The sequence below is a fragment of the Nostoc sp. 2RC genome (assembly GCF_014222165.1).
Taxonomy (GTDB): Bacteria; Cyanobacteriota; Cyanobacteriia; order Cyanobacteriales; family Nostocaceae; genus Nostoc; species Nostoc linckia.
The window spans coordinates 39,994-66,603 of sequence record NZ_JACKZU010000003.1 but is presented as its reverse complement, the minus strand read 5'-3'; the positions used below and the strand labels follow the sequence as shown (position 1 = coordinate 66,603).

At 40.8% G+C, this 26,610-nt stretch carries 19 protein-coding genes and 2 pseudogenes; 11 read left to right on the top strand and 10 right to left on the bottom strand.

Annotated features, from left to right (window positions below; genetic code table 11):
- Positions 1-196 (bottom strand): annotated as a pseudogene (locus GNE10_RS35680) (hypothetical protein); the annotation flags it as partial.
- Between the two features lie 739 nt (positions 197-935).
- Between GNE10_RS35680 and GNE10_RS01105 the strand changes: the two are divergent.
- Positions 936-1,223: a hypothetical protein gene (locus tag GNE10_RS01105; RefSeq protein WP_185563272.1), complete on the top strand. Its 288-nt coding sequence runs from the start codon at positions 936-938 to the stop codon at positions 1,221-1,223.
- A 521-nt stretch (positions 1,224-1,744) separates the two neighbouring features.
- Here GNE10_RS01105 and GNE10_RS01100 read toward each other — a convergent pair.
- A complete protein-coding gene (locus GNE10_RS01100; RefSeq protein WP_185563271.1) occupies positions 1,745-5,257 on the bottom strand; it encodes an NB-ARC domain-containing protein in 3,513 nt (1,170 codons plus the stop codon).
- Positions 5,258-5,404: 147 nt separating this feature from the next.
- Here GNE10_RS01100 and GNE10_RS01095 point away from each other — a divergent pair, with 147 nt between their 5' ends.
- Both GNE10_RS01095 and GNE10_RS01090 read left to right on the top strand, forming a co-directional pair.
- The gene (locus GNE10_RS01095; protein ID WP_185563270.1) at positions 5,405-6,313 is read left to right on the top strand and encodes a hypothetical protein; all 909 of its coding nucleotides are present in this window, start codon (positions 5,405-5,407) and stop codon (positions 6,311-6,313) included.
- A gap of 196 nt (positions 6,314-6,509) precedes the next feature.
- The gene (locus tag GNE10_RS01090) at positions 6,510-6,908 is read left to right on the top strand and encodes a hypothetical protein (protein WP_185563269.1); all 399 of its coding nucleotides are present in this window, start codon (positions 6,510-6,512) and stop codon (positions 6,906-6,908) included.
- A 343-nt stretch (positions 6,909-7,251) separates the two neighbouring features.
- On the opposite strand, the gene GNE10_RS01085 is transcribed toward GNE10_RS01090, so the two are convergent.
- The gene (locus GNE10_RS01085; RefSeq protein ID WP_185563268.1) at positions 7,252-7,827 is read right to left on the bottom strand and encodes a hypothetical protein; all 576 of its coding nucleotides are present in this window, start codon (positions 7,825-7,827) and stop codon (positions 7,252-7,254) included.
- Positions 7,820-8,449 carry a ParA family protein gene (locus tag GNE10_RS01080; RefSeq protein WP_185563267.1) on the bottom strand — a complete coding sequence of 210 codons (630 nt, stop codon included), beginning with the start codon at positions 8,447-8,449 and terminating at the stop codon, positions 7,820-7,822. Before GNE10_RS01080 ends, GNE10_RS01085 begins: the two co-directional genes overlap by 8 nt.
- Positions 8,450-8,769: 320 nt before the next feature.
- On the opposite strand from GNE10_RS01080, the pseudogene GNE10_RS01075 reads away from it, so the two are divergent.
- Positions 8,770-8,904: pseudogene (locus GNE10_RS01075) on the top strand (transposase); the annotation flags it as partial.
- 304 nt (positions 8,905-9,208) lie between these two features.
- Here the strand turns inward: GNE10_RS01075 and GNE10_RS35325 are convergent.
- The 3 genes from GNE10_RS35325 to GNE10_RS01065 all read right to left on the bottom strand — a co-directional run bounded on the left by GNE10_RS35325 (position 9,209) and on the right by GNE10_RS01065 (position 10,513).
- A complete protein-coding gene (locus GNE10_RS35325) occupies positions 9,209-9,412 on the bottom strand; it encodes a hypothetical protein (RefSeq protein WP_221642689.1) in 204 nt (67 codons plus the stop codon).
- Between the two features lie 341 nt (positions 9,413-9,753).
- Positions 9,754-9,891 (bottom strand): hypothetical protein, encoded by a 138-nt coding sequence (locus GNE10_RS01070; RefSeq protein WP_185563266.1) that lies wholly within the window; start codon positions 9,889-9,891, stop codon positions 9,754-9,756.
- A gap of 376 nt (positions 9,892-10,267) precedes the next feature.
- Positions 10,268-10,513 carry a hypothetical protein gene (locus tag GNE10_RS01065; RefSeq protein ID WP_185563265.1) on the bottom strand — a complete coding sequence of 82 codons (246 nt, stop codon included), beginning with the start codon at positions 10,511-10,513 and terminating at the stop codon, positions 10,268-10,270.
- A 206-nt stretch (positions 10,514-10,719) separates the two neighbouring features.
- On the opposite strand from GNE10_RS01065, the gene GNE10_RS01060 reads away from it, so the two are divergent.
- The 3 genes from GNE10_RS01060 to GNE10_RS01050 all read left to right on the top strand — a co-directional run bounded on the left by GNE10_RS01060 (position 10,720) and on the right by GNE10_RS01050 (position 15,555).
- Positions 10,720-10,902 carry a hypothetical protein gene (locus GNE10_RS01060; protein ID WP_185563264.1) on the top strand — a complete coding sequence of 61 codons (183 nt, stop codon included), beginning with the start codon at positions 10,720-10,722 and terminating at the stop codon, positions 10,900-10,902.
- A 671-nt stretch (positions 10,903-11,573) separates the two neighbouring features.
- A complete protein-coding gene (locus GNE10_RS01055; protein ID WP_185563263.1) occupies positions 11,574-11,720 on the top strand; it encodes a copy number control protein in 147 nt (48 codons plus the stop codon).
- A gap of 331 nt (positions 11,721-12,051) precedes the next feature.
- The gene (locus GNE10_RS01050; RefSeq protein WP_185563262.1) at positions 12,052-15,555 is read left to right on the top strand and encodes a DUF3987 domain-containing protein; all 3,504 of its coding nucleotides are present in this window, start codon (positions 12,052-12,054) and stop codon (positions 15,553-15,555) included.
- Between the two features lie 217 nt (positions 15,556-15,772).
- Here GNE10_RS01050 and GNE10_RS35675 read toward each other — a convergent pair whose 3' ends face one another.
- Complete coding sequence (locus GNE10_RS35675) at positions 15,773-16,765, bottom strand: hypothetical protein (RefSeq protein ID WP_185563261.1); 993 nt, start codon at positions 16,763-16,765, stop codon at positions 15,773-15,775.
- 282 nt (positions 16,766-17,047) lie between these two features.
- Between GNE10_RS35675 and GNE10_RS01040 the strand changes: the two genes are divergently transcribed.
- Positions 17,048-17,353, top strand: coding sequence for a helix-turn-helix domain-containing protein (locus GNE10_RS01040; protein ID WP_260446706.1), 306 nt, complete (start codon positions 17,048-17,050; stop codon positions 17,351-17,353).
- 91 nt (positions 17,354-17,444) lie between these two features.
- Here the strand turns inward: GNE10_RS01040 and GNE10_RS01035 are convergent, their stop codons facing one another.
- A complete protein-coding gene (locus GNE10_RS01035) occupies positions 17,445-19,178 on the bottom strand; it encodes a site-specific integrase (protein WP_185563260.1) in 1,734 nt (577 codons plus the stop codon).
- 1,095 nt (positions 19,179-20,273) lie between these two features.
- Here GNE10_RS01035 and GNE10_RS01030 point away from each other — a divergent pair.
- Both GNE10_RS01030 and psb34 read left to right on the top strand, forming a co-directional pair.
- Complete coding sequence (locus tag GNE10_RS01030) at positions 20,274-20,837, top strand: hypothetical protein (protein WP_185563259.1); 564 nt, start codon at positions 20,274-20,276, stop codon at positions 20,835-20,837.
- 176 nt (positions 20,838-21,013) lie between these two features.
- Positions 21,014-21,184, top strand: coding sequence for a photosystem II assembly protein Psb34 (gene psb34 / locus GNE10_RS01025; protein WP_185563258.1), 171 nt, complete (start codon positions 21,014-21,016; stop codon positions 21,182-21,184).
- Between the two features lie 395 nt (positions 21,185-21,579).
- On the opposite strand, the gene GNE10_RS01020 is transcribed toward psb34, so the two are convergent.
- Positions 21,580-22,965, bottom strand: coding sequence for an RNA-directed DNA polymerase (locus tag GNE10_RS01020; RefSeq protein WP_185563257.1), 1,386 nt, complete (start codon positions 22,963-22,965; stop codon positions 21,580-21,582).
- 230 nt (positions 22,966-23,195) lie between these two features.
- Here GNE10_RS01020 and GNE10_RS01015 point away from each other — a divergent pair, with 230 nt between their 5' ends.
- Complete coding sequence (locus tag GNE10_RS01015; protein ID WP_185563256.1) at positions 23,196-26,609, top strand: hypothetical protein; 3,414 nt, start codon at positions 23,196-23,198, stop codon at positions 26,607-26,609.
- Position 26,610 lies beyond the last annotated feature (1 nt).

The window sequence follows — 26,610 nt, the reverse complement described above, 5'->3', positions numbered from 1 at the left end:
AAATCAATGCTTTCAACCTGATTTCTTTACAAAACTTTACAACATGTCCCATTTTGCACGTATCCCGGCTGTACCCCTTATCACCAATCAACTGTTGAATAACATCAGGGTCATTTTCTAAAGAAAAGTCTTCACCGATCGCCAACGCCAGTGAGTTTTCGAGAACGCTAAGGTTTTCGGGATGGATCGATGTCATAGCGCAGCAGAGATTGGGAAGTTGAACACTCAAGCTATATCTTAGTTGAACAGGAGTGTTTTTTCTTATAAGTAGTGTGAAAACAGATATTGTCGCACTATCTCGTGACACGGTGGGGGAGGGGTTTGGCAAGTATTTGTCAGATGATTTACAGTCAAGGAGGGTGATAGAGAGAAATTTTCTGCGATAAAAGTGTAAGGGTTGACGAGGAAGTACGTGATCTGACGGTACATGAATAGGGTGTTACCCGACGAACACCACTATCCATCTTTTGGGATTTGGGGTGTTCCAGGGTGTGTTGATTAGAGGTAGGGATGAAAATTGTTGATAGCAATATTGCTATCAAAATTGTCTGTACTTGCTTATAGAATCTCGTTTGGTAAATTGTTGCTATCAAGCTCGTGATATCAATTTTGAAGTGAACATTGGTGGCTACTTTGGGCTTGATTTCGGGCAATATTTATATGTAGGGTTGCACAAACACTACTGAGTTAGCACTCAGTAGTATCGATACACAACAGTTGACAATAAATTTGATGAATTTTTCTAGCTCAGAAATGGACTTACCAGTATCTCCTGTAATTTACAGCTTCCGTTTGCAGGGAATACGGTCTACTAATAAATTATTAATTTTTTCTTCTACCGTTGCTATAGCCTCCTTGTTTTTCTGGATGCTTGCCAATTTTTTATACTTGTAGATAATGTACTAATACACTCAAAATTTAACAACAATCAAATCATGACTTCTCTTTCAAGCATTTTGCAGCCTTTATTAGATATTTCCAGTGTTATAAATACGATTTACTTGTTCGCAGCACTTTGTTTAGGTGTGTTTGCTGCATGGAGTAAGGAGGCGTTTTTCTTTGCAATAATTTTAGTAGTACTGTTTGTGTCCGTAGTCTCTAAAATCACTTACTTTGCACCTGCTATTTCCAATAACTTCAATAATTTATTTATATTTTTAATTATTGGTTATTCCGTAAGCACAGGAATAAAATTAGCTTTTAATCGCTGGAGAGGCTATTAGTTTTCACATACCCTTTAGGGCTGATATCGAAATATGTAGAATAACTTATACATTTATTTTGTAACAATTATTGAAAGGATTTTAGTTTTCAGTTTACGCCGTCCTAGCCACTCCTTTTCAAAAATCAGTGGTCATTACTGGAAGCGATCGCACCATGTCATAACTGCTAAGTTTGTTATAAACGATAGCAACGTTTGATGATTTAACCAAAATAGATTAAGCAAGTTTAATTATTTTATAAACTGAATGACTCAGCTTAAATATAGATTTGAATCAATGGTGTTTAGAATTTATGGGCTATTTACTGATGAATTTGGGAAAAGTAAGAAATAGAAGTAAGAAAAAATTTGATGAGTTTGCTAAAAGGCTTAATTTGTAAGGAATTCGGGAGCCAATACTGGGCATCCTAGTTGCGCGGTCGGGATTGAAGAAGATGGGGAAGCTCTTGAGGCTCAATACCAACAACGCACCTTTTTCGCTATACATCCTCTTTTTTTGGTGAAGTATCGAGTTTAATGACTTTATTTCTCCACAGCACCAAGAGATTTCAGGCTACATTTTTGAATTTCACTTAAACCTTTAACACCAATAATATTCATACCTTCATAGGGTCGAGGAGAATACAATGTTTCGATGCACTCGCCAGTCTGAACATCCCAAAGCTTTATCGTTTCATCTTGACTACCACTAACGACGATCTCACTTGTAGGATTAAAAGCTATGGAGCGTACACTATTACTATGTCCTGTCAACGTGTGCAAGCATTCACCACTTTTAATATTCCATATTCTCACAGTTTTATCTTCACTACTACTTGCTAAAAGTTCACTATTAGGACTGAAATTAACTGATTGTACCCAGTTATTATGTCCTTCTAATACCTTTAATAATTCCAGTTTATCAACATCCCAAATTCTCACAGTTTTGTCATCACTGCCACTAACTAAAAATTTCCCATTCGGACTAAAGTTTACTGACCAGACTCTCTTTTCATGTCCCTCTAAAGTATCGTTAACAGTATCGTTATCATTATAAATATTCCATATTTTTAGAGTTTTATCTTCACCAACACTTGCTAAAGTCTCATTATCTGGACTAAAGGCTACTGACCAAACTCTATTGGTATGTCCAGTTAATATCTTAAGACATTGACCATTTGCAACATCCCAAATTCTCACAGTTTTGTCTTCACTGCCACTGGCTAATTTTGTACCATCCGGGCTGAAAGCAACTGAACGCACCCAGTTAGTATGTCCAGTTAATATCTTGAGGCATTGACCGGTTTCAACATCCCAAATTCTTACAGTTTTATCTTCACTACCACTAGCTAATTTTGTACCATCTGGGCTGAAAGTAACTGATTGTACCCAATTGCTATGTCCTTGCAAAATCTTGACTAAATTCCTATTAGATAGTCTCCAGATTTTCACAGTTTTATCTTCATGTCCACTAGCTAAAGTTTGACCATCAGGGCTGAAAGCAACTGACAATACCCAGTTAGTATATCCCTGTAAAGTGTTAAGGCATTTACCATTATGAGTATCCCATATTTTTACTTGATGATTTTCACTACCACTGGCTAAAGTTTGATTATCAGGGCTGAAAGCAACTGACCATATCTTATTGAGATATTGTTGCATGGTATCGTCCAACAAAGTATGTAAACATTCGCCAGTATCAATATCCCAAATCCTAACTGTTGAATCTTCACTACCACTCGCTAACATTTTCCCATTTGGACTAATAGCAACTCGCCAAACTCTGTCTGTATGTCCTTGGAATGTATATAGACATTCACCAGTGCTAACTTCCCAGATTTTTACGGTTTTGTCTTCACTGCCAGTGGCTAAAGTTTCCCCATTAGGACTTAAAGCAATTGACCATAAATAACCATTATGTGCTTGCCAAGAATTTACACATTCACCAGTGTGGTAATTCCAAATGCTTACCATTTGATCCATACTGCCAGTTACTAGAGTTTTACCATCAGTGCTAAAAGTAACTGCTGTTACCCAACCTTGATGCCCCTGCCAAGTTTGTAGAGGGTTATCATTAAGGATATTCCAGATATTTATTATTCCTTGTTCATCACCACTAGCTAAAGTTTTTCCATCAGGATTAAAAGCAACTGACCAAACTCGGTCTGTGTGTCCTTGAAATGTACGTAAACATCTGCCAGCATTAACTTTCCAGATTTTTACGGTTTTGTCCTCACTAGCACTGGCTAAAGTTTGACTATCAGGACTAAAAGCAAGGGAATATACTCTTCTACTATGTTCTTTACAAACAAAGTTTAGTTGAAGTTGGCTACTTGTAAATTGCCACAAGCGAATTTCCCCATTAGCATCGCTTGTAGCTAGGTAATTACGATCTGGACTTATTGCTACACAAAGAACGCTGCTAAAAGTTTCAGTGAAAACTGAACCAGTTAATTGGGAGTAAGAAAAATCAATATTATGTAAATTTGTTCCTTTTAAGTAAGCTTGACGTATATCTAAATTAGAAAAATCGTAATTGCTTAAATTATTTTTATTCAAGTAGCAAAGCAAATTGATAATATTTCCCGCACTGTAGCCTAATGTTAGTGGATATTTCTGTAGCATTAATATAATTTGCTGGCTCACCTGCTCAATACGTTGTTTACTGCTGAAATTATCAAATAATATCTCACTTAATGGTTTAATAATCAGTCGTTCTTGCGTTTCCCTAACATAATTTTTGGCAGTAGCTTTAATTAGAGCATGACTTTGAAGTAAGTCAAGTTTTGCATTCTTAAATTCTTCTGCAACGCTTTTTACTAATTTCTCAGTCACGTACTCCATGACTACGTTTTGTAAAGTGAAGCCTGTTTGGTGACGTTCAATTAGTGATCGCCGCTTGAGAGATGCTAAAATATTAAATAATTCTACATCTAAAACAGATGAAAAAATATCTTTTCGCAGTTCTAAATCTTTAACTGGCTCCCGGTGAATAGCCAGCCAGTACATAATTTCTTTCTCTAATAATGATAAACGGTTAAACTGCTTATTTATAAGCTCACGAACATCATCAAACAAAGCTCCTTGCCGCAAATATTGTTCTATAAATTGATAAATATTAATAAATCCATCCTGAAGTGTCGCTACTACAAAAATTAACGCTAGAGGATTACCAGAATAGGATTCAATTATTAATCTCCATTCATATTCTGAGGCAGAAAGTGATAATTTTTCGTGTGTAAAAAATTGCTTGGCTTCTGCTATATCTAAACCTGATAAGGGATATACCTGAACATTTTGGTTTGTTCTTCCTAAAAGGGTAATTTCCTTGGGCTGTTCTCGACTTGTCAGAACTAAGCAACTTTGGTGGCTTGATTCCCCTACTCGTTTGTATAAATCACCATAATCTTCATATCCTTCTAAGTATTGCCCAGTATAAGCTCCACTCTTAAAAATTGACTCAACATTATCAAGTATCAGTAAACAACGTGAGGAGCATAAATAATAGATCAGCTTAGTTATTTTTTCAGATGTAGAGTCCGGTAAATTTATATCTTGCTGATTTGATAAAATTCTTATCAAATCAGCAAGAATATTTTTGAGTAATGGAGCTTCGCGTAGGCTCCGCCAAATGACGTAATCAAATTGATGCTGAATCTTTTGTGCCAGCTTTACGGCTAGGGTTGTTTTTCCAATTCCACCCATACCTAGTAGTGCTACTAAGCGACATTTATCGCTGGTAATCCATTGTTCGAGAGTTGCTAGTTCATTAGTGCGTCCGTAGAAAGTCGAGATATCAGGTGCTTCTCCCCAATCTTGCCGGAGTTGGTTTGAGCGATCGCAAACATCTTCCCATTCAACTCCAACCGCACTACAAATTCCCTGGAAAGCTACTCTGCGAATTGATTTCTGTTGCCAAAAACGCTTCAGTGTAGCTACTGTAGTTCTTGCTGTATCAGCCCACACCTGTGCGTCCTTACTCCAACGCTTTTTGGTTCTAGCTAGATCAACTAAGTTTTTCCCTGAAATAGAGAGCCTGAGAGTATCCTGTGGCATACTGCATAACTTAGTAACTTGAGCTTAAGATTATAAATTTCTTTTAAAAAAGAAAATAATTTATTTAAAAAATATGAACAGTAGTGAGCCGAAGTGAACCCCATATATCCTATATCTTGATTTTTACTTTATTAATCAAGCTTCATTATGGAAGACCAGTTAGTACAAAATTTACTCCCAATTGCAGAAGTTTCAACTCTTGAAGAACAGGAAAAACTCAAGCAAAAAGCCAAAAAATACAATTTGCTAAGTTGGACAAACAATCGTTTAAATTCAGCTACAGCTGTAGGTGCTATTTCTGGAGGATTGCCAGGTCTTTTGGGTCTAGCTGCACTGTCTATGGACTTAATGTGGTGTGCGCGGGTAGGAATACGCGGATGTTTTGGTGTAGGACATATCCTTAATAAGGATGTAGACTACGAAACTGACGCAACTTTAATTTTGGCTATTTGGTCAGGTATCGCTGAACCTGTTCATTCTGTTAATGAAGGACAAATTGCAGTTCAAACTTCCACAACAAAGTCAATCATGGATGATTTTGTTCTAGAAAAAATCAAAATTGCAGCTGGAGTAACTACTGGAGTAAGTACCGCTAAGTTCATAGACAAGACTGCAACTAAAGTTGGTAGTAAAGTTGTGACCAAAACAGGTAGCAAAGTCGGGAGTAAAATTAGTGGCAAAATTGTAACCAAAGTTGGTAGTAAAGTTATTACCAAAGCAGGCAACAAGACTAGTAGCAAAATTGCAACTAAGGTTGGTGGTAAAGTTCTTACCAAAGCATCTGCCAAGATAAACACTAAAATCGGAGGTAAAATTGCCACAAAGGTAAATTTTAAATTTTTAGCAAAATTAGGACAAAGAATCGGTGTTACGAGTGCTGAAGTTATTATACCTTTTGTAGGGATTGCGTTAGGCGCATCTATCAATAGATGGTTAATCAATGGTTTATTAAATGCAGCAGTAGCCTACTATACGCATGAATTTGTAGTTTTCCACGATATTGAAGTGGATGATGAAGATTTTGAAGGCTGTACAGAGTTAGTACCTGTGGCTTAACACATCATAACCTATGCGTCAGATGCCCCCTACCCACTTTTTAAACTACTTTAGACGTTCCTCTTTTGTAGAGGGTTAGGGGTAATCTGAGTTTTAGACTTTAGTGAACCAGTTCTATACATCTGTCTGAAATTCAGAATTGATGTGGATAATTTAATTTACAGAGTTCTTTTAATTTTTATAAATAAATATGCTTATGGGATACTTAACTGTGATTAGTGAAACTGGTTTTCCTCATTCTGCGTGCTTATTTGAGTATTGGGGAGAAAGACATTGGCGTGGATTCAAGCCTAAAATTCCCAAAACACCCTTTGGAGCTGGATATGTAGATATATCTGATAGAAGTGGTTGGATTAAACATTTGGTTAAATTTGAAATTCCCGATGATATTTTATTTCGAGTTAGACAAGACATAGAAGCTAAATATAAAAAGCAAGTTTATAGAGTTGCTCTGGGGCCAGATTGCATTAACTTATCAGTAGATGCTGCTAGTTGGTGTAGGTTAACGACTCCACCACCACCAAATATTATTCCAGATAATCTAGTAACAAATCTAGCTCAGATGAATCCAAATCTTGTGATAGAAAATTACTAATTTAAAAGATACAGAGCAATGTGAATATTTCAAAAAAAGCGTTTAATTCAATGCTCTTAAAACCCATGAATTATCTGGTTTTAATAATTTATCAATTGCGAGTCAAAAGCTGCTATTTCCAGCATTAATTCAATACTTTTTGGTCATCTTGCAATTTTTTGGTTAGATCTCATATCAATAGTTTATTCTCAATAGGGGGTATGACGAAATACGTATTTCGTCATGACCCCCAATAAGCACTACCCTTTTTTCAAGGGGTCTGTGCCTTCTAAATCTTTAGCTGGCGGGGTTTGCGATTGTCGCCCCTTGAAGACGGCGGGTTAGTGTCTACAAAGTCCGTAACTTACAGACCTAATGAACTTCGTAACTCCTCCTCTGTAGTTCCTTGAAGCTCCGAAGCTTTACTCAACAGTAAATCTACAGCAACACGTATCAAAGTATTGTCTGTAAGCCTCTCACCTCCTTTAACTCGTTTCATTCTGTTTAATTTTCGGGTGAGTTCGGTAAGAGCATCGATTTGCTCTTGTCTCAATCGTGCTTCCTTGCGTTCTAACTTTAAATACTTCGGTAGTTCGTTACTCTGTAAGTCTGTAATTTTGTTAGTCTGTTGCTCTGTAACTTCTACTGTATGTACTTGACCTAAGGCTTCGGATAGACTTACAGACTCCGTAGCTTCCGAAGTTTGTAAGTCTGTAATTTTGTTAGTCTGTTGCTCTGTAACTTCTACTGTATGTACTTGACCTAAAGCTTCGGGTAGACTTACAGACTCCGTAGCTTCCGAAGTTTGTAAGTCTGTAATAGCCGAAGTATTAGGTAAGTTTTCTGAGTTTGTAACTTCCGAAGTCGCTAAGTCTGTAACTCTGGCTTTTTGCGTTTCTTCGTGGACAAGATCAGATAAACGACGACGTGCTTTAGCCATGAGTATTCACCTCTCTTAAAAGCTCATCAGCAACACGCCGATAATCACCTTCGGCTTCACGAGCTACTTTTCCGCGAACTTGAGTGATTGGTATACCATCAAGAGCAGCTTGTTCATGAACAGCATAAGCCCTGACAAAACCGTTAAATGCAGGTATACCTCCTTGCATAAGTGCTTGTTGAGCATCAAGTGCTTTACCCAAACTACGAGGATCAACACGGGTTAATAAAACTCGAAACTTAACTTTTGCTGGCATTATTGATGCTTGTACGGTTTCAATTAGCGCCTGAAGATCCATTGGGGCTGGCGGAGATGGCAGCACAACAAAATCAGCCGCATCAATAGTAATTTTCAGCGCATCAAAGTGGAGTGCCGGGGGAGTATCCACGATAATAAAGTCAAAGCCTTTTACTTTTTTAAGGTTTAACAACTCATTGGTATCTGTTTCCTTAGCTAGTTCAAAATCTCGCTCATTGCGTTCTGCCCACCAAGTAGCAGAGCCTTGAGGATCTGCATCTACCAACAATACTTTTGATTTCTCAGCAAGGATGGCTGCTAAATTGACGCTAGTTGTCGTCTTAGCTGACCCTCCTTTTCCGTTCACAATAGCAATAATATGCACATTCTGACTCCGTAACTTAACTAGTCTGTAAGTTCTAAACTCTGTAAGTTTGTAAGTTTCAAATAAACTAACTTACAGAGTTTGTATGTCAATAATACGCCATAGATCCAACACAGGCGACATCAGGAATAAGAGCATCGAAATGCTCAGATGCGTCAAATAAGCAGGAATGCTATCTTCTTCTGCCTCAGTTTGAAAAAGCAAAAGTTTTTTTGGATCAACACTTTGTGTAAAACGAGCTAATCCAGTTCCACAACAACATAGGTTGCCGATCAAAAAAGAGGTTATGATCTTTTTGATATTTTGAACTGAAATAACCTGTGAGTGAAGTACGAGCCGACTATGATGGTGCTTGGAAGGAAGGTGTAGAACAATATTTTGAGGCGTTTGTTGCATTCTTTTTTCCAGAGATTCAAGCAGAAATTGACTGGGGACGAGGCTATGATTTTCTTGACCCAGGCTCTACAGGAGTCTATCGCTGAAGTTCTAGAAGCTAGATTTAATAACGTCCCTCTGAATTGATTGAGCAACTGAAGAAAATTTATGAGCTTGACAGACTTAAGCAGTTGTTGAAACAGGCTAGTATTACAGGTTCAATTTCTGAGTTTCAGCAACAATTAAGTCAATAAGATCCAAGTACAGAATTTTAAAGTTGTACATTGGCTAATTACTTGCAAACCTATTCAATCTTTTGGGATATCCAGAAATAGGCATCAACGTTATCTCGATTTATAATCGGATAACGTTGACTACTAGCAGCTATTTTTTATTTGGTTTTTTATCCTTAGCTATCTTTTCACGTTTCCTTGACTTTTCCTTCTCAGGCTTCTTCCCACACAATTGTTCTACTTTTTCAATCAGAACCATAACTCTCCAAGCTGTGTCTAGGAACTTGGCATCAGGCTTGACCGCTGTAAAATAACTGATGGTTATTACTAGAATCAGTAATATAAACTTGTTCATTAGATTACCTTGAGTTGAACAAGTTATTGGCTGCATGGAATCTCTGTGAGTGTGTCAACGTTTTGTTATTGAAAAAAATCCTAAAACTGTCCTTGCAAGAGCGATCGCTCTAAATCGCTGAAAGCGCTTTTTGTTATTCAGCCTTGACATATAAGCAGTGTCAAGTTTATGCTTGAGCATATAAACGGCCGTTGATTATCACATAATTCCAATTTGAAAGCCGTGCTATCAGCAAAATTTAGCACTGGAACTATTTTCATGAGATAAACTATAGCTACACCATTGAAGGGATACCTTTGGTATCCCTTCAATGGTGTAGATAAAAGTTATAGTGCGCCTTTTTAGTTATAATTTAGCGATCGCTTCTCAGGCTTCTTCCCACACAATTGTTCTACTTTTTCAATCAGAACCATAACTATCCAAGCTGTGTCTAGGAACTTGGCATCAGGCTTGACCGCTGTAAAATAACTGATGGTCATTACTAGAATTTTGTAAACTTGTTCATTAGATTACCTTGAGTTGAAAAAGTTATTTTTGCATGGAATATCTGTGAGTGTGTCAACGTTTTGTTATTGAAAAAAATCCTAAAACTGTCCTTGCAAGCTCTCTATATGGGGTAGATCTGGCTAAGTTGTCATGAAGTGCAAACTAGACAGTTTAGTTTGAAATTCCGATTGGTATTGAGCTGAGATGCGCGCTCGGCAATTTTTCCTCTACCATTTCATGCCCAAGTAAATAAAAATGATCATCACACAGAAGGGGGTAGTTGCGCGATGCACAACTCCCCTCCTGTCTCAAATTACCACTCAAAATAACCCCTAATTGGGGCATTTATTGCTGAATTTGGTGCGAAGCCTATTGCACCATAATAGGTCTATTCAAAATGCTCATTACCTCGCCTGGATTGGGGCTTGGTAGCAAGGGACTCCAATCTCCAACATTTGCATAACCAATAACCTGCAAATAGTGAATTGTGCTAGTCACAGCTTTAGAAGAACCAATCAACAGATGTTTGAGTGGTTCTTTAAGAGGGCTTGCTTGAGAGAATGTTTGATTGGTAGTGGGATTGTTAGCATCAGACAAAAAGCTTTGTGTCATCATTTATTAATCTCCCAATATTAGGGGGTAAACATTGGCGATCGCTCTACTTGGTGTCCAGCCGGGGGGCGATCGCTTCGCCGTTGGGCGTTGCAACACTCACAATCATACTACCTAATTAGGATATTAGGATAATAGGACAAACGGCTAAATCAAAATATCCTAAAAAGCTATGCAAAAATTAAGCCGTTGTACTCTGTGCAAGGTTAATGAGTGAGAAGAAGGAATTACGGGGTTATGTTTCTCCAGAGTTAAACCGATTGTTTCGGGCAGTAGTAGCCCTCAAAGATAAAAACCTCAGCGATACGATCGCTGAGGCTCTAGAAGACTGGCTCAATAAGCCAGAAAACCAGGAAATAATCAAAAGGCACAATTTGAAGTCTGAAGAATAGCTGTAGCGCTGCCCTGACAATTGAGCTACCTCGGTTGCGATCGCTTCTAGTTTTGTTCTCAGCTGCTCAACCTCTGGAAGTGCTACCCTAATTCATTTGTCGCTGTAGATTGTCATTTGTTGAAAAGTGCGATCGCAGGATAGATGTAAATACGGGATACTGAACTACTCCCTTAGCTATCTGACGCAGGTTGGTTCATCTTTTGTCTTGACATTTTTTGAGTTTGCCTTGGGCTTTGTATCAGGTTTATCGCCTGGCACGTAGGAGTTAATGTCAAATCTTCTCTGTCCAGATGGGGTTCGGATTACCCTTAAATAACCGTATTTTTACTGTTTTTTTTAGCAAATATATTGGCTTAATCTAACTTTTTATAGTGCAGATGTACCACTAAGAGATTGATCGTGTTTCTGCATCAATGACACTGAGCAGTTGGTTTCGGTCAAGATTTAGCTCTGTATTTGACCTTGGTCAGGGTCAGATGCCCTATAGAGGTCAGGAAAAGACGCTCATAAGATAATTAATGGCTATAACGGCTTTAAAGCCATTATAGCCATTAATTATCCAATAGTGGCTACACAACAATAAAATCCTATATAGCCACTACTGCTTTTTTTTGGTGGCTGTAGTGGCTATACTATGCATAGGATTTTATGAGCGATCAAGAGAAAAAAATGGTGCAGGTTCGCATAATCATGCCAGAAGATTACCGACGGCTGTTTAAAGCGTATTGCACAGAAATAGGTACAGATATGAGTAAAAGGATTACTGAGTATATACAACAAGAATTAATTAAGGCAGGCAAGCTAAAAAATGATTAGCACTACTGAAGTTAACCATTTATCTTTCATAGCAAGGCGCACAGAATCTTACCGTTATCCGCGCAGAGGCTAGAAATTCATGTTTTGATAAATACAGCCCTATAAGGGCGCAAAAAAAAGGGGTAGTCCCAACCAAACTTTGGGGCAGCCACTCTGTTACTACTAGAGCCAAGCATACCAAGACGATTGTCAGTCGTCACCAAAGCGGTCAGTCGTACCGCTTACTTTTGAAATAAAGATTTATAACTCTAGCGTAACAGTGGCGTGCCTATAAGTGAAAGGGATTACTCAATCTTTCTCAAAAAGAAATCAACAAATTGAGGAGCCACAAATGAATACGCTAGAAATGCACAATGCGCCGAGATCCTTACATCATGACGCACCCAAAAATAATTCAGATCTCATAAATATAGCACAATCTGTCCCAATTAAGCAAGAGTTAGCACCACGTAATGTCAGAGAAACGATCGCTTGGCTGCTGTTGTTGGGACGCCCACCACTGCCAGAAAACCCGATAGAAGCTGCAAAACAAGGCAAGGAACCGAAACAGCCATGTTTTTTTGACAATAGAGGGTATTTTAAACCACTGAATTGGAAACAATGGCAAAACACCCAACCTAACCAAGAAATTATCGATGCTTGGTTCTGCCACCCGAAGACAGGCATTGGAACATTAGGTGGATGGAATGGTAAGCACTGGCTGGGATGGACTGACTTTGACCAAAAGGATTTTACCAATGCCCAAGAGTGCGATCGCCAAATCAGGGAATGGATGGAACAGTACCCCATTGCCCAAATTGCGCCCATGTTTCGCACGCCCAGCGGCGGCTATCGCTTTCTGTTTGCCTTTGACAAGGAACCAGAAAACTTTAAGGCTAACTCTGGTTTCTCGTTAAAGTTGGACGGCTCCCACCACTGCGGAGAATTGCTGTGTAAAAACGGAGGGCATACACTACTACCGCCTACAGTTGGGGTAAATGGCGAGGCTTATCGCTGGGTACAGTGGTCAGAGTATCCCCCGATCTTCGGCAGTCCAGAAGAAATTGGACTTTACCCAGTGGTCAAGAAAACTTCAGTTAAGCCAATTGTGGCTCCCATGTCAGATCCCGGTAACGGCACTCTCAACAGCAATAGCGCTCCGCGCAGTACCGGAGGCGATCGCACTCTCTCTGACTTACTAGAAAATGAGATTTACCCTATTCTTGACCTGCAACAGGCATTTAACTGGGGTGGCCACGATTTTCAACAGCACGGCGACAAACTCAAAGGGAATTGCCCGTGGCACGATAGCCAGTCTGGTACAGCATTCTACTGTGAACGCAAAAGTAATGCTCCTCTGTGGAGATGTCCCGCTTGTTCAATTGGCGGAAGTGTTGTTGAATATCGCCATCGGTTAAAAGGTGGCAACGGTTCACCCAGGGGGCGGGAGTTCGTCGAACTGGTGAGTGAACTGGCATCGGAAGTAGGCGTACCGATGCCTGAGAGAAGCTTTAGAAACCAGCAACCAGAAGATAGGCGCTCTAAGTCAGAAAGCAAGGTGATTCTGCATCCCACAGTTACCGGGCAACCTCTTACTAGCGAACAACTGCTCAAAGAAGTTGACATCCTAATTAATCGGGAATTGCCGCGCTCCGAACTAGAGGCGATTATCCCAGAACTAGCCGCCAGAGCGCTCCGCTACCCAGCAGATGTATGGAAACTTTACACAGCCAGAGTCAAAGAGCAAGAGCAGGCTCTGGAACGCAAAGAAGTATCCCACCAATTACCAAATCTCCTAGAATGCCAGAATGCTCGGTTAAACCCGGAAGAATTATTCTGGGGCGACGGCGGGAGATTCGCTCAACTCATGGCACATACAGCAAGAGCAATGCCTACCAGTGTTGAGGCGCTAATCACTACCCTGATTCCGGCGGTTGGTAGTCGCATCGGCACTGCTGCCCGCGTCGTCATTAAGCCGTCAGCCGGATATACCCAGCCAGCGATTTTCTGGAGTTGCGTAGTTGCCCCCACTGGCAGACTCAAGTCTCCAGCCCAACAAGCAATCATTAGTCCATTAAACAAGCTTGAAGCACAAGAATACAAAAAGTGGAAAACTGAATTTGATGAATACCAAATCCAGCTAAAAGCGTATTCTTGCAAACGCAAAAAAGACGATGACATCGAACCACCCACCCCACCACCACCGCGCCAACGCTTTGTAGTGCAAAGTAGTACAACGGAAGCACGGATCAGGATTCATGGTGAAAACCCTCGTGGCTTGCTCAACTACCGTGATGAGTGGTCAGCTTTCGTCAATGGGCGAAACAAATACCGTGGTGGTAAGGGTGATGACTTAGAACAAGACTTAAGTGAGTTTAACGGCGATGCCCTAAGTAAAGATTTAGTCTCTGCCGAAAATTCAGTTTACTTGGAACGCTCTGCCATTAGCCGCACTGGGAACACTCAACCAGAGACACTCAAAAAACTTCAAGCTAAACAGGACTTTGAAGATCATGCAGGAGAATTCAGCCGTTGGCTTTTCTGTCTGGTGGCGGGGCCAGCGGCTTACATCGATTTGTTTGGGCAAGATGACTACGTAGGACAACAGTTCGCCAACGATTTGATGAGGCTGTTTGAACACCTGGGGAGTCTGCCAGAGCAAGATTATTTCCTTGACAATGAAGCTAAGGCAGCATTCCAAGCTTATCAGCACTTCCTCACTGACTCAGCCCTAGCGGAAAATCACCCTGGTTTAAAAGCTACTTACCCCAAGCTGCAAAGTTATCTCGCACGGCTTGCCCTCTGGTTGCACCTGGTTAATGCTGCACTGGCGGGAAATTACAGCCCTAGTCAGTTTATCGATGGTCACACGATGACAGTAGCTAGCCAAATGATTGACTTTTACTTGGCACAAGCCAAGCTGTTGTATGCCCTCAATAGCTCACAACAGGAGTTAGCTGGCAACCTACTCAAGATTAAAGAGTATGTGGACAGATATCCCTTGGGTGTAACAGTTCGCCAAATTAAGGCAGGTATTTACTCACTACGCTCACAACCGAGCAATGAGATTGACCAGGATTGCAAAACCTTGGTTCAATTGTTGGCGATCGCCAGCCATGACAAAAAATATTATCCCATCAATTCCGCACCTGCTGTTGATGTTGTTGATCGATCGTCAACAGCATCAACATCACCCCCAAAACGCTCAAAGGCTGATGATTACGTAACTCAGAAATTGGAAATTCACCAAAGTGTTGATCTTGTTGATGAATTGTTGATGTTTCATCAACACCCTCAACCCCTTACTACACAAGATATACAGCCAATTGTTGATGTTGTTGATGAATTTTTACACAATTCCACAATTACAACAGGTGACACCTCTGTGCCTGAAGCTCTCTGTCGTGAGACCTCTGGGGAGTTGCAAAAAAACGTTGTACAGGATTTTTCCATCAACAACTCATCAACAAATGTGGAAACAACGCAACACCAAGGTTTTGAGGGTGTTGAGGCTTCATCAACACCTCATCAACAAACCATCAACACCTCATCAACAATTGTGAAAACGACGCAACACCCAACTGTTGAGGGTGTTGAGTCCTCATCGACACCTCATCAACAAAACATCAACAACATCAACACTTTGGTGAAGCCTGCTCCTGTAATTAGAGGAGGGTCAAGAGTGCGGGTACATTGTATTAGTACTAAATGTCACCAACAGCTAGGTACGGTGAGCAGCATTTTCCCGGCTTACGGTAAAGTGATGGCAAAAGTAAAAATGGATGATGTATCTCTAAAAATCTTTGAGTGCTTTATCCCTGGTAGTGAATTGATGCGGTTAGAGCTGATTGACTAAAAGCAATCAAACTGCGACTGCTTGAGAACGAAACTGAACAGTTCATAACTCTAGCACCTGCTGAATGCTGCTCCCTTGTTGACTATATGAGGGCATCACACCAAGCAGGCGATGCTTTTCGACTTTACATCACAACCACAAGCGATCGCTGTATTCGGGTGACTACCGAGATACTTGCAAGTGGACAAACAATTTAGCACTCAACAGTGCTAGTCTGTTAACCTACCTTCTTAATTATTTGCAAAAATTCCTCAACAACATCATCTGGATGTTGCTCGCATTTCGAGTGAGTAAAACGTTGAATTATTGGTATTCCATTATGCTGAAAAAGGCGGTCTCGTTCCTGCTCAATCGCTCGGGTTTCTGGTTTGTGAGAAGGGCCATCCACTTCAAGAATACCCAACTTGCCTTCATATAAAACAACAAAATCTGCTTCCATATTCCTTCTGTTACCAGTTTTTCTTGGATCGGTAAGACGGACTACACAGTTGGCAAGGAACGAGACATTAACACGGTCAAGAGCTTTTGCTATTTGAACTTCGGCTTTTGAGCGAAACCGTATCCCCTGCCAAGTATAAATTGGTTTATTGGGATAGAATGGAACTCCTTGATTGTTAACAACCTCATCAGCACAAGAAATAACACCAACATCTTCACCAATTTGAGAAGATTTTGAACTGCCAATTTGAGTTTGTTTATTACTTGGTATTAATACCATTTCTTCTGTCTTAATTAACTGCTCTTCAAGTTGAAACCGGGCATTTTTAATATCTTTGTGGGTGATATTGTTTTTTCGAGCAGCATTAGACAAGGCAATTCTAAAGATTTTTTCTTTGATTTTGATATCTGTCTCCTTTCTTAACTCCAGTCGTGCATGTACCGAGATGTCAACACCAGTAATATCTATTTTTATTACGTCTTTGATAATTCTTTTTTCCTCGTAAGCCCATGCAATTTCATAGCATGTAGTAGGAGCTAAACTAATCTTCTTTTCTTTATATAATTGAGTGCAAATTTGAGCGAAAGAGCCATATTTAATTGACTTCTTTGTATCATTTTTGAAAACATTGTATTTTAAATGCCAGAGTAAATACTCTAGCTGATTATTGCATTTAATTATAGAAGTAATTGTTCTATTGCATTCCAACTCTTCTTTTTCTGACAAATACTTTTCTTTCATAATTCCTCCAGTTACAGGATCAATTTCCATGTAAGACACGAAGCACTGAGTAACTATTTATAGTAATTTGGCTTTTTGATTATCTTGTGCAGACATCACATATGGTTCTCCTTGTGTTCCTTCCTAAGAAACTTATTTAGTAAGGGAGATGCAAATAATAAAATGCCCAGCTGTTGCTTTAGCCGTTCGGGACGAAAGCGCCTAAATACCTCGGCTAAGCCAAAAATATTATTGATACGGCTGGGCATTTTATTACTTGTAAGTACCTAATAGGCTGGCTCGTTTATCGGAAATATTATCATATTAGACGTTTTGTCTGCAAATTGCGGCGACTTGTCCGTAGACGCTTTGTCAGCACTGACTGATGATAGTGTCGTGATCCAATTAAACGATAGCCAAAACATTAAAACTCGGTTTGCTAAAGCTGTGCGACGGCGACGGCGAGAACTAGATTTAACCCAAGAACAGTTAGCTGAAATCAGTAATCTCGATCGCACATATATATCGCTTATAGAACGAGCCGAACGTAGCCCAACACTCGAAAATGTCGAGAAGCTGGCTCACGGCTTGGGATTAAAGATTTGGGAGTTCTTTGCGCGCTATGTAGAGGAGTCATAGGTAGTTGGACGCCAAAGCCAGGAGGTTACCCTCCTGACTCCGGTACAAAACTGTGCAAGCAACGTAAGCCAGTATAGAGAAGCCAGGTCAATCATTGCTCCTGAATTTCTGTAGTCAGCTCAATAGTCTTAAGCGGCGGTGGAGGGGGCAAATTACCTGTAGGCAATGACTGCAAAGCTGATAAAGCAGGAGCCACTTTTTGCTCTGGAGTCCGGCGGTCATAAATTTGGTGTTGCATCTTTTGACTGTGAGCCATCAGTTCTGCCAAAGCTGCCAGCACCCGATCGGAAGTCCCAGATAGTTTAAGATACGTAACAATAGAATCGCGCACCATATGGGGCGTAAACGCCTGTCCCGTTAGACGATATATCCGTTTACGGAAATACTGATATAGAGAGCCGTCTGTTAATGGTTTGCCGTTCAATTGGGTAAACACATAGGGATGATTAGGATTGAAAACCGACCGCCACTTTGAAAGCCATTCCTCCAGAAGAAGATATAGAGACTCTGGAAGTTCTACAACTCGTTTTTGGCCATTTTTACAAAAAGAATTTCCCGTTTTAAAATCCTCCGCCGTATGCTCAACAAACCATTTCCCATCACGATTAATTAAACTTCTACCCACCTCTAGCTCTCGGATAGTTCTAGACCTGTCTGGAAAAGCACTCAAAAGCATACAAATTAAAGCAATTTGATGACTTTGGGCAAGAGTACGGATACTGCGCTTTTTACCCTTTTTGTCTCGCGGAGCGCATTCAGAAATCAAACGCTCAATACAGGCTTTAAAGGTGGGCCAGTCAACCCATTTTTTTGACTCATCAGAGCGGGGTGGTGCAGTATTGACTCGTGCCATAATTTCACACTCAAGTCGTCGTAATTCCTCAATGATGGGAATATCTCGGTATCCCACACGTTTGCTAGCCACTTGCTCGCGAGATTGGTATTTGGATTCCTTGTGATACAAAAATTTGGCTACAGCAACCAATGATTCGACACATTTTAATTCCGTATTAGGTGAAGCTTCACGAGTGTCTCTGAGCCACTGTAAATGTTCATCAATCAAATCAATAACTTCATCAATTGCATCTTCATCTCGGTGTCCATCTCTAGTTAAACCACTAGCAATCACAAGTAGTTTTAAAGTCAACTCCTCAAGAGGAACTCCCTTATATAGATGAACCCATCCTAAGAAGCGTTTACTATTATTAACATGAGCCATCGCACTGCGAGTCCGTAAAGGAGCATCTTGGCGTTTGCGACTACCAACAAGTGTTGTTTGAAAATTCAAAAAATTATTGAGTTCTTGTTGTAAGTCAGCCGAAATTTCGTGAGATTTCAACCCATAAATAAAATTGCTACATCTAGGTGTCATGTTTTTATTAGTGACGCGAACTTTATCACTAACCCTACCTCTTTGGAGGCGGATGGGAGGGCAATATTTGTCTGCATCTGTCTTGGCAGCATTTTTCCACCAAGATTGGGTATGACACCAAACAAGCATCTTGTTTAGATGAAAACGATAATTTCGGGAACTAGCAACATTACCAAGAGAATCAAAAACTTCTTGTTGATAAGAGAGGGCGTTTTTTAATTCAGATATAGGCACTCCCTTCATGAATTCTAATCCCGCTTTTATCTCCTCAGATGTTAGCTTCTTCCTTCTGGGTAAAGGAAAGCCCCACTTAGGTAGGGTATAGCGAATTAATGCAGTGCGAATACCTGCCGTCACATCATGTTGACTGTTATTATCCTGTGATTTCAGAACTTCACAATGACTTTGATAAACATCAAAAAGCGTTTGAGGATTGGAATCAATAATATTCATAAAGCTACCTCCAGTTGAATTAATTTTGATTAATATCAGAATTCATGACATAGAAAACAGACGTAATCTCCCATGTTTGAAATTAGTAAATCAGGGGGATGATTACATTCATGAGGTTGAAGCTAGCGGTAAATCCTTTAATAAAAGTTGGGAAAAACCTCCGCTATTTATGACATTTTACCCTAAATCTCATGGCACAGAATTTACCCTTTTGACTCGGATTTTTTGAACGATTAAAAACTAAAAAAACCAGGAAGAGACTGCCAATGAACCATGTAAAAAGGCTTGGAGCGTCATAAATATTTGTCACAAGTATTTATGACGCTAAAATCCTCAATCAATTTGACATGAATTCGGATAAAGGTTGACTGAAAAAAAAAGCCGGTTATGAACCCCGGCTTAGGTTGATATTTAATTTTTTGGCTTTTTTAGTTTGAATTTCTTATCTAATTATATCTATAGAATAAATTGAGATGTCAAGTCTGATTTCAAAAAAAAGTGTCAGGTATTTGCTAACAAAAAAGATACCAGTAGTTACGAATTTGCTGCCCAAAGTTGAGTCACGGACTCGCTTAGCATCCTCGCTCTTCATAAATTGAACTTTCCCTTCGATACCCCACGATTTATAGTGTTGCCAAGACAGATACCCCAACTCATGTTTGTTCAATTTATTTTTGCTTAACCCCTTAAAGAAAAATGGGCAGGCTTATTCCAAGTACGAGCAACCTGCGGAAGCCGACAGATCAATTCCCTTAGTTTGTCCCTGAGCCAAGTCTGGATTCGAGGGCTGAATATCCCACGAATAACTGACGGAGCCGAGCGTTCAATAATGAAGCCTGCCCATTTTTTCAGGACTAAGCTCTGTTATCACCCAGAGCATTGGTACTGGGCTTATTGCAACCTCCAGAGAACTACAGCGCGATCGCCAATGCCCTAGCAACCGTTACCCAATATATATATAGTTGTGCGCGGAGGCAGAAGCACAAATTTTAGTTCTGGGGAATACCGCCAAGAGCGATCGCCTCTGGCAGTTCTGGGGAAAAGTTGCCCCAATCACGGTAAAATCTACACGCTGATGTAGAAACGGGTGTAGAGATGGCGAAAGTTGAACGAGAATCAATCAACTTCAAACTGCCCAAACCTTTAGCCGAGGCGCTCAGAGCCGCAGCCAAAGAGCGCAACACCACTGCCACTGATTTAGTAATTCAGGGTCTACGTTACGTCCTGGGTGAAGTAGATGGTATGGAAAGTGGTACAGAAACCCGTCTATACCAACTAGAAGCAGAATTAGAGCAGCTGGCTAACGGTATAGAAAGCCGTGTAGATAATGAATTAGGGCAGCACTCAATACGGTTGAGCAGCTTGGAGCAAAAGCTAGAAGCGATGGCAACCAGGCTAGCCCAATTAGAGGGGCAGCGGTACAAAAGTCCAGCCAGAAGACAAGGTTATCCTTACAACAGCCAAGTTCCTCAATCGGTAGAACTTCAGCCATTCCTAGCAGAGAATTTAGCTAAAAGATTGGGAGTTGATACAGCAACCCTGGCGCGTGAGCAAAAAAGCAAGAGTCAATCTGAGTTTGAAAGCTGGAGCCGCAATCGAGATCCAAGTAGTACAGCGTGGCGCTATCAGAATGACGGGCTTTACCATCCCATCAAGTAAACATCACACGAACTAGTTCTGGGGGAAAGTCAGCACGACGGCGATCGCCTGAGTACCCTATTCCTGATAAGCAACCTTTATTAACGCTATCAGCCTTTTGGTGTCAAGTCTTGTTGACCAATTGTAACAATATTGTTATATTACTTTACATAAGTTAATAACTAAGGAAAAAAACTATGTACACCACAGTTAATGAAGACGGTATTCTCAATAACTACGCAACTGAACCCAAGGTTTACTACGCTGAGTACCCGGCAATTTGGGAACAACGTAACTACGTTATACAAGGTGCAATTGCAACTATGTTTGTTACCGCTCTAGTTTTGGTTGCTTTTGCGGTTAGCTAAGAATTTTCGACAATGGTATCTCCCATCGACTATTGGGCTTTTCCCCATCACCTCGGTACTTAACGCCGGGGTTTTTTGTGGGGCTATATTCCCCTGGTTATTTATAGAAGTTATTTATAATTCAGCACTCTGATAGTTACTACAACTAGGGCGCAGGCCATTTCTGAAAACTGTTGCTTGGTTATGACTCATCACTCATCACTCACAACGCCAGAACATCCTTGAATCTTTACCAACTTCCATGCCATAAACCTGTTAACAAGATTATGGCGTGAAAGGACAGCGAGCGCGGACTGAACATCCTGAACGTTTAGCTACAGGAGCATCCAGTTTGGCACTCAAAAGTTTTTTACTATTATCTTGAGTTGATTTCTAGAGCAACTGCACTAGCTTTGTTAGGTGGCTCCTCCATAGCTAAGTACATACCGAGCTATGCTGCAATCAATCGGATCTTCACTTCTCAAAACTTGGTTCATCCAAACTGTACGTTCACGTACACCTAACACGCTTGCAGCAAGTAATAGTGACCAACGATCTGAGGAGCCAAGTTGCTGCCAGTTAGAGCGGTGGTCTTTAACCCAACTTTCATGACCAAAAAGTTTTGCATAATCTGCTTGAAAACGGAGCGGTTTTCCCTCACCCATTATGAAGTCGCGTACCACTTGAGATTTTGAGTAGCCTGGCTTTCGAGTCACAAGCCAACGCAACCACATTGAGCAGAAAGAACTTCTAGTGACTATAGATTGATTACGAATTATTACTTCAAGACGATCGAGATTTCTATTAATAGCATTCTCATTCATTACATGATTGAGGTAGAGGCAGACATCACGAAAGACTGGTATAAAGAACTCGATATTATCGAGAAGGGGAACAATAATTGCTCTGAGCCTTGCGTGCTTTGCACGACGTAAGAGATGTCGGGCAAGCCCAAGATCTAAGTGATCCTTTTGGAGAATGCTTTGTAGCAAGCTATTCAAAAGCGTACTCCGCTCTTCAGCACTTAATTTATTCCATGAAGGTGGGTTTTCAATAAACGCTGTACGAAAAGCAAGGCTTGTCTCGCTAGCTATAGACTGAGCAATATTTGCGTGTATAATATCTCTTTCTTTAGATTCAGGTGAGTCAAGATACTGCTCAACTAGCGTTTCACTGGGTAAAATAAAGGTCTTATCTGATGCCAGAGTTAATCGATGGCTTGTGTAAAGATACCCAACGAGATCCTGTAATAGAGTCTCTAAATCTAATTTCGAGTTGGCAAAAATTCGGAAGTCGTCAACATATCGAACGTACTCAAAACCTCGTTGTTGAATCCATTGATCAACGTCAAGCAATGCTGTTTCTGCAAGAATAATGCTAGGTGCAGGGCCAACAGGGATACCTATTGACACACGCTCATTCAAGTTGAGCATAAACTCCTCTACCGCAGAAGAAATATCGTTGAGACTTGAGTGGCACAGCTCAATCGCAGATTGTAGACGATGAAGATAGATTTGGTTGTAAAATGCAGCGATATCTGTGACTAAAACGTAGTTAAAACTATTTGCTAACTCTAAAGAGCGCAAAGTATATTGTTGAAAACCGTTATGCGCCTCATCAAAGAAATTGCCTTGGCTATCGACATTAAGTTTATAGGAGTAGACGCGATCGCCTAAGTTCTCACGCCGTAACTCAATATCCGGTGCAAGAGTATAAGCTATTGCTGTATAAGCTAGGGAGTCAAACGGATTTGGATCATGTACGATGCGGTAGCCCCCTCGTGCTTTAGGAGCTTGCATCATTAGGGGAGGGTGTCCGAGTTCCTCAATTGGCTTGCTAGATAAGATTTTCTGTATTACATCCCAATCAGCCCAAAGTGCGTTTAAAACTTCTGAAGATGGGAAAAAGTCAGACGTATAAAAGCCTAGTTACATTTCAACCCTACTGTCAACACTTGATAGAAAGGGCGATCCTGCTACTTTAGAAATTCTGCCAGTTTCCTCGGTGATTGAGTTTTTGAAAGAGATATAGTATGCGAATCAAACCTGATTTCTGGCAAGGCGCAGACCGAATTTGTTGGCTGTGTGTCTTAATGGAAGAATTTATTGGTACTGATTCACTGGAGTACGCACCAGTGGTGATGTCAGGCATGATGAGTATCTTAAATGCACCTAGATTGGAGCAAGCTCGTCAAGCCATTTTTAATATGCGGCAAATGTCGTTGACTTATGTTACTAAACACTCAGTAGAACACGCAGTTGCAATTTATAACGACTATCACTATTGTCACAAAACAAAAGGAACCTATGAGATTGATGCCCAGGCGCTTCGCTTCAAAAGAACAGATCCTTTAGAAGACTCATTAATTACGAGGGCGCGACAAATTCTCAGTGCGCCAATGTCATACCAGTTACATTCTGCAACGTTTGCCGACTCTCATCAACCAATGGTGGTTTCTTTAGGTGTAGAGGCAACAGCAGTAAGAGTACCAATCAACCCTATTACTGCCCCTCTAGCTGGCCGTCGCACCCATTCATTTAACCGACAGCCAAAAGGAAAAATCCGCATTTCCCTGAAAGAACTGCGTGCTTTAGCAATAGAGATGGATGAGCGTGAGTCAAATCATCCCGAACGACGACCTGGTAACTGGGAAAAACGTTTTGAACACTTTGACGTGATGATACCGTTCACTGGTAAGGGACTGCGGAAAGAAAATGACACCTTGGAACTAGAAGGTATTAAGCACTTGATTGGCTTGCCAGGGGCTGGTAAAACAACCCTTCTTGTGCTGACAGCTATTTGGCTGGGACAACATGGTTATAAGGCAATGTTTCTGTTTCCCTCTATTGAAGTAGCCAGACAATACATGACTCAATTGGCATTTCATCAGGTCAAGGTAGGAATGCTGGTAGGTCAAAGCGATGAAACTCGCCGTCGCCATGCAGATAACCTTGCTGAAGCAATTGCAGCTTCTGGAGGTAATGGTGGCTTTGGCTACACCTTGGAAGGAGCAGATGTATTTGGCATGAATTGTGTTTTACCAGCTTTTTCAACTGCTGATACTTCAATGTGGGGTTTTGGTTATGCGCCTTGCGAAGAGATTTTGCAAGGAGGTGGCAAAAAAGGACAAATGAAGAAATGCCTTTGTCCTTTGTGGACAATGTGCGGTCGTAACAAAGCACCGCGAGATTTGATAGACGCAGATATCTGGGTTGGTCATGTGCGCTCACTCGATACTCAAGTACCACCTCATGCAATTCGTGAACAAGTGCGATATTTTGAATTGATTGCCCGCACGTTTGATGTAGTTGTGTTCGACGAAGCTGACATGGTGCAATCAGTTTTAGATGCTTACGGGGCAGCAACTTTAAGCATCTCAGGTTCAGATACATCAATTCACCGGGAAATTCTCGAACAAATTCATAACCGCTTTGCTCGCGGTGAGAATCATCGGCTATCAGACCGAGATGTGGAACTCTACAGTCGTGACTTAGCAGAATTTGGTAATCACAATACTTCCCTGATGACAGCTATTCAAAATATGCCTTCATCACGAGTGGGGGAACGTTACGAAAACCAACTACTAACTGTATTGAGGATTATTAGTGATTTATTAGATGGTTTTGAGAAATACTCCAAACGAGATCGCCTTGATGACTTTGAAGCCAAGCTTAGTTTCAGTAAAATTCGAGCGTTAACTGAACTTTGGGAATCAGCGGCTTACCGTGCGTTTTACAACCGCACAGGTCTTGAAGAACTGGAGTGGGCTAAAGCTGATTTGTGCGCTCAAACTTTAGCAACAAATAGTGCAGATTTAGAACAACAGTGGAAGAAGCTGATTCAGCACTTCCGCCGTTACCTAGCTGAGAATTCAATTAAGCAACGCGACAAAATTGTGGAAGAGATTGCCGAATTGTTTCTTCCCCTCTGCTTTTGTGACCGTCCGCCTCCAACCGAAGCAAACGACGTAATTATATTGTTGGTGTCTGTCACTTTCATGATTTTGGGCTACCAGCGCATTGTGCCGGGAACCAGGACAATGGTGGCGGAAGGGCTAATCCGAGAACCAATTGTGGAGTCTACAGCAACGCCAGAACTCCGAAAGATAATTCCAGAAAATATTCTTGGTTCATTTTCTGGTGTGAAATATAGTTTCTCGAAAGCACAGACAACTCGTACTACCGCTCGAAATGTAGAACTTTCTTATATCACTTTCGTTGGTGCCCCACGAATGTTGATGCACCGCTTTCATAAGTTGTTAGAGGCAGATGGAGAACAATCAGGCCCAGCTATCTTAATGACCTCAGCAACATCGTTTCTTGAAGCGAGTCCGGCTTATCACATAAACACTGGCCCGCATTATCTACTCAAACCGCGCCAGTCCGAACATGACCCAGAACGCAGTGTTTACCGCTTCAAATGGATTCCCGACCGTGAACGTGGCGATGAACCCCTGCGATATAGTGGCGCTGGTGAACTTCAGGAACGCAATCTCAAGCGAATGGTGGAGGCACTGGTACGGGGTGGCACTACAAAATCTGAAATTTACAAATCCATCCGTAATTTTGATGTAAAAGACGGTATACACCGTAAAGCAGCCTTAATCGTAAATAGCTACCAGCAAGCTCGTACTATCAAAAAATTTCTTAACGATTATCATCCAGAGGTTGGCAGGCGCACAAAAGCAGTTGTTCGCTCCTTAAAAGAAGGAGAGCTACCGACAGATTTTGTTACAACTGCTCAGTGCGAGGCACTGGGAGATGATGAAACCTGTGATATTTTAATCTTCCCTATACTTGCTATTGGTCGAGGCGTAAACATTGTTTTTACCAAAGGACTGAGAAAACTTGATGCTGCCATTGGCTCCATTTACTTCTTGACTCGTCCTCATCCTTCTACGGATGATATGCAACTTTTATACAGCCTAGCAGGGCGAGCAACGCAAAAATTTAATAGTCAAATTTTTACCCAAGCAGAAGACCTAAGCGCGATCGCTTCTTCCTGGCACCAGTCTCGAAAAAACCTCTGGCGATATGCCAATAGATTGTTACGCGAACCTTTGATGGCTAGTCGTCTTGGTTCCGAGCTGTTTAGACCATTTACAGCTAATCAAATGGTTGCCATTTTGCAAACAATTGGGCGAGGTATGCGGAATGGTTGTCCAGTAGCAGTTTATTTTGTAGATGCAGCTTGGGCTATTCAATCCACAAAGGATAAACCCGACTCTGGGCGAGACAGTATGTTAGTGCAGATGCGAATCATCTTAGAAGAATGCGTAAATCATCCTGACCCCGTAATTCGAGAAATTTATCAGGAACTTTACGGTGCATTTCTGTCACCTCTGCAACGAATTGAAGGTGTGATTTATCCTGAAAATTTGCGTTCAAAAGAAGAGTTAACAGACGAAGATGATTTTGATGAATTTTCCCCATTATTGGAGATGTAAT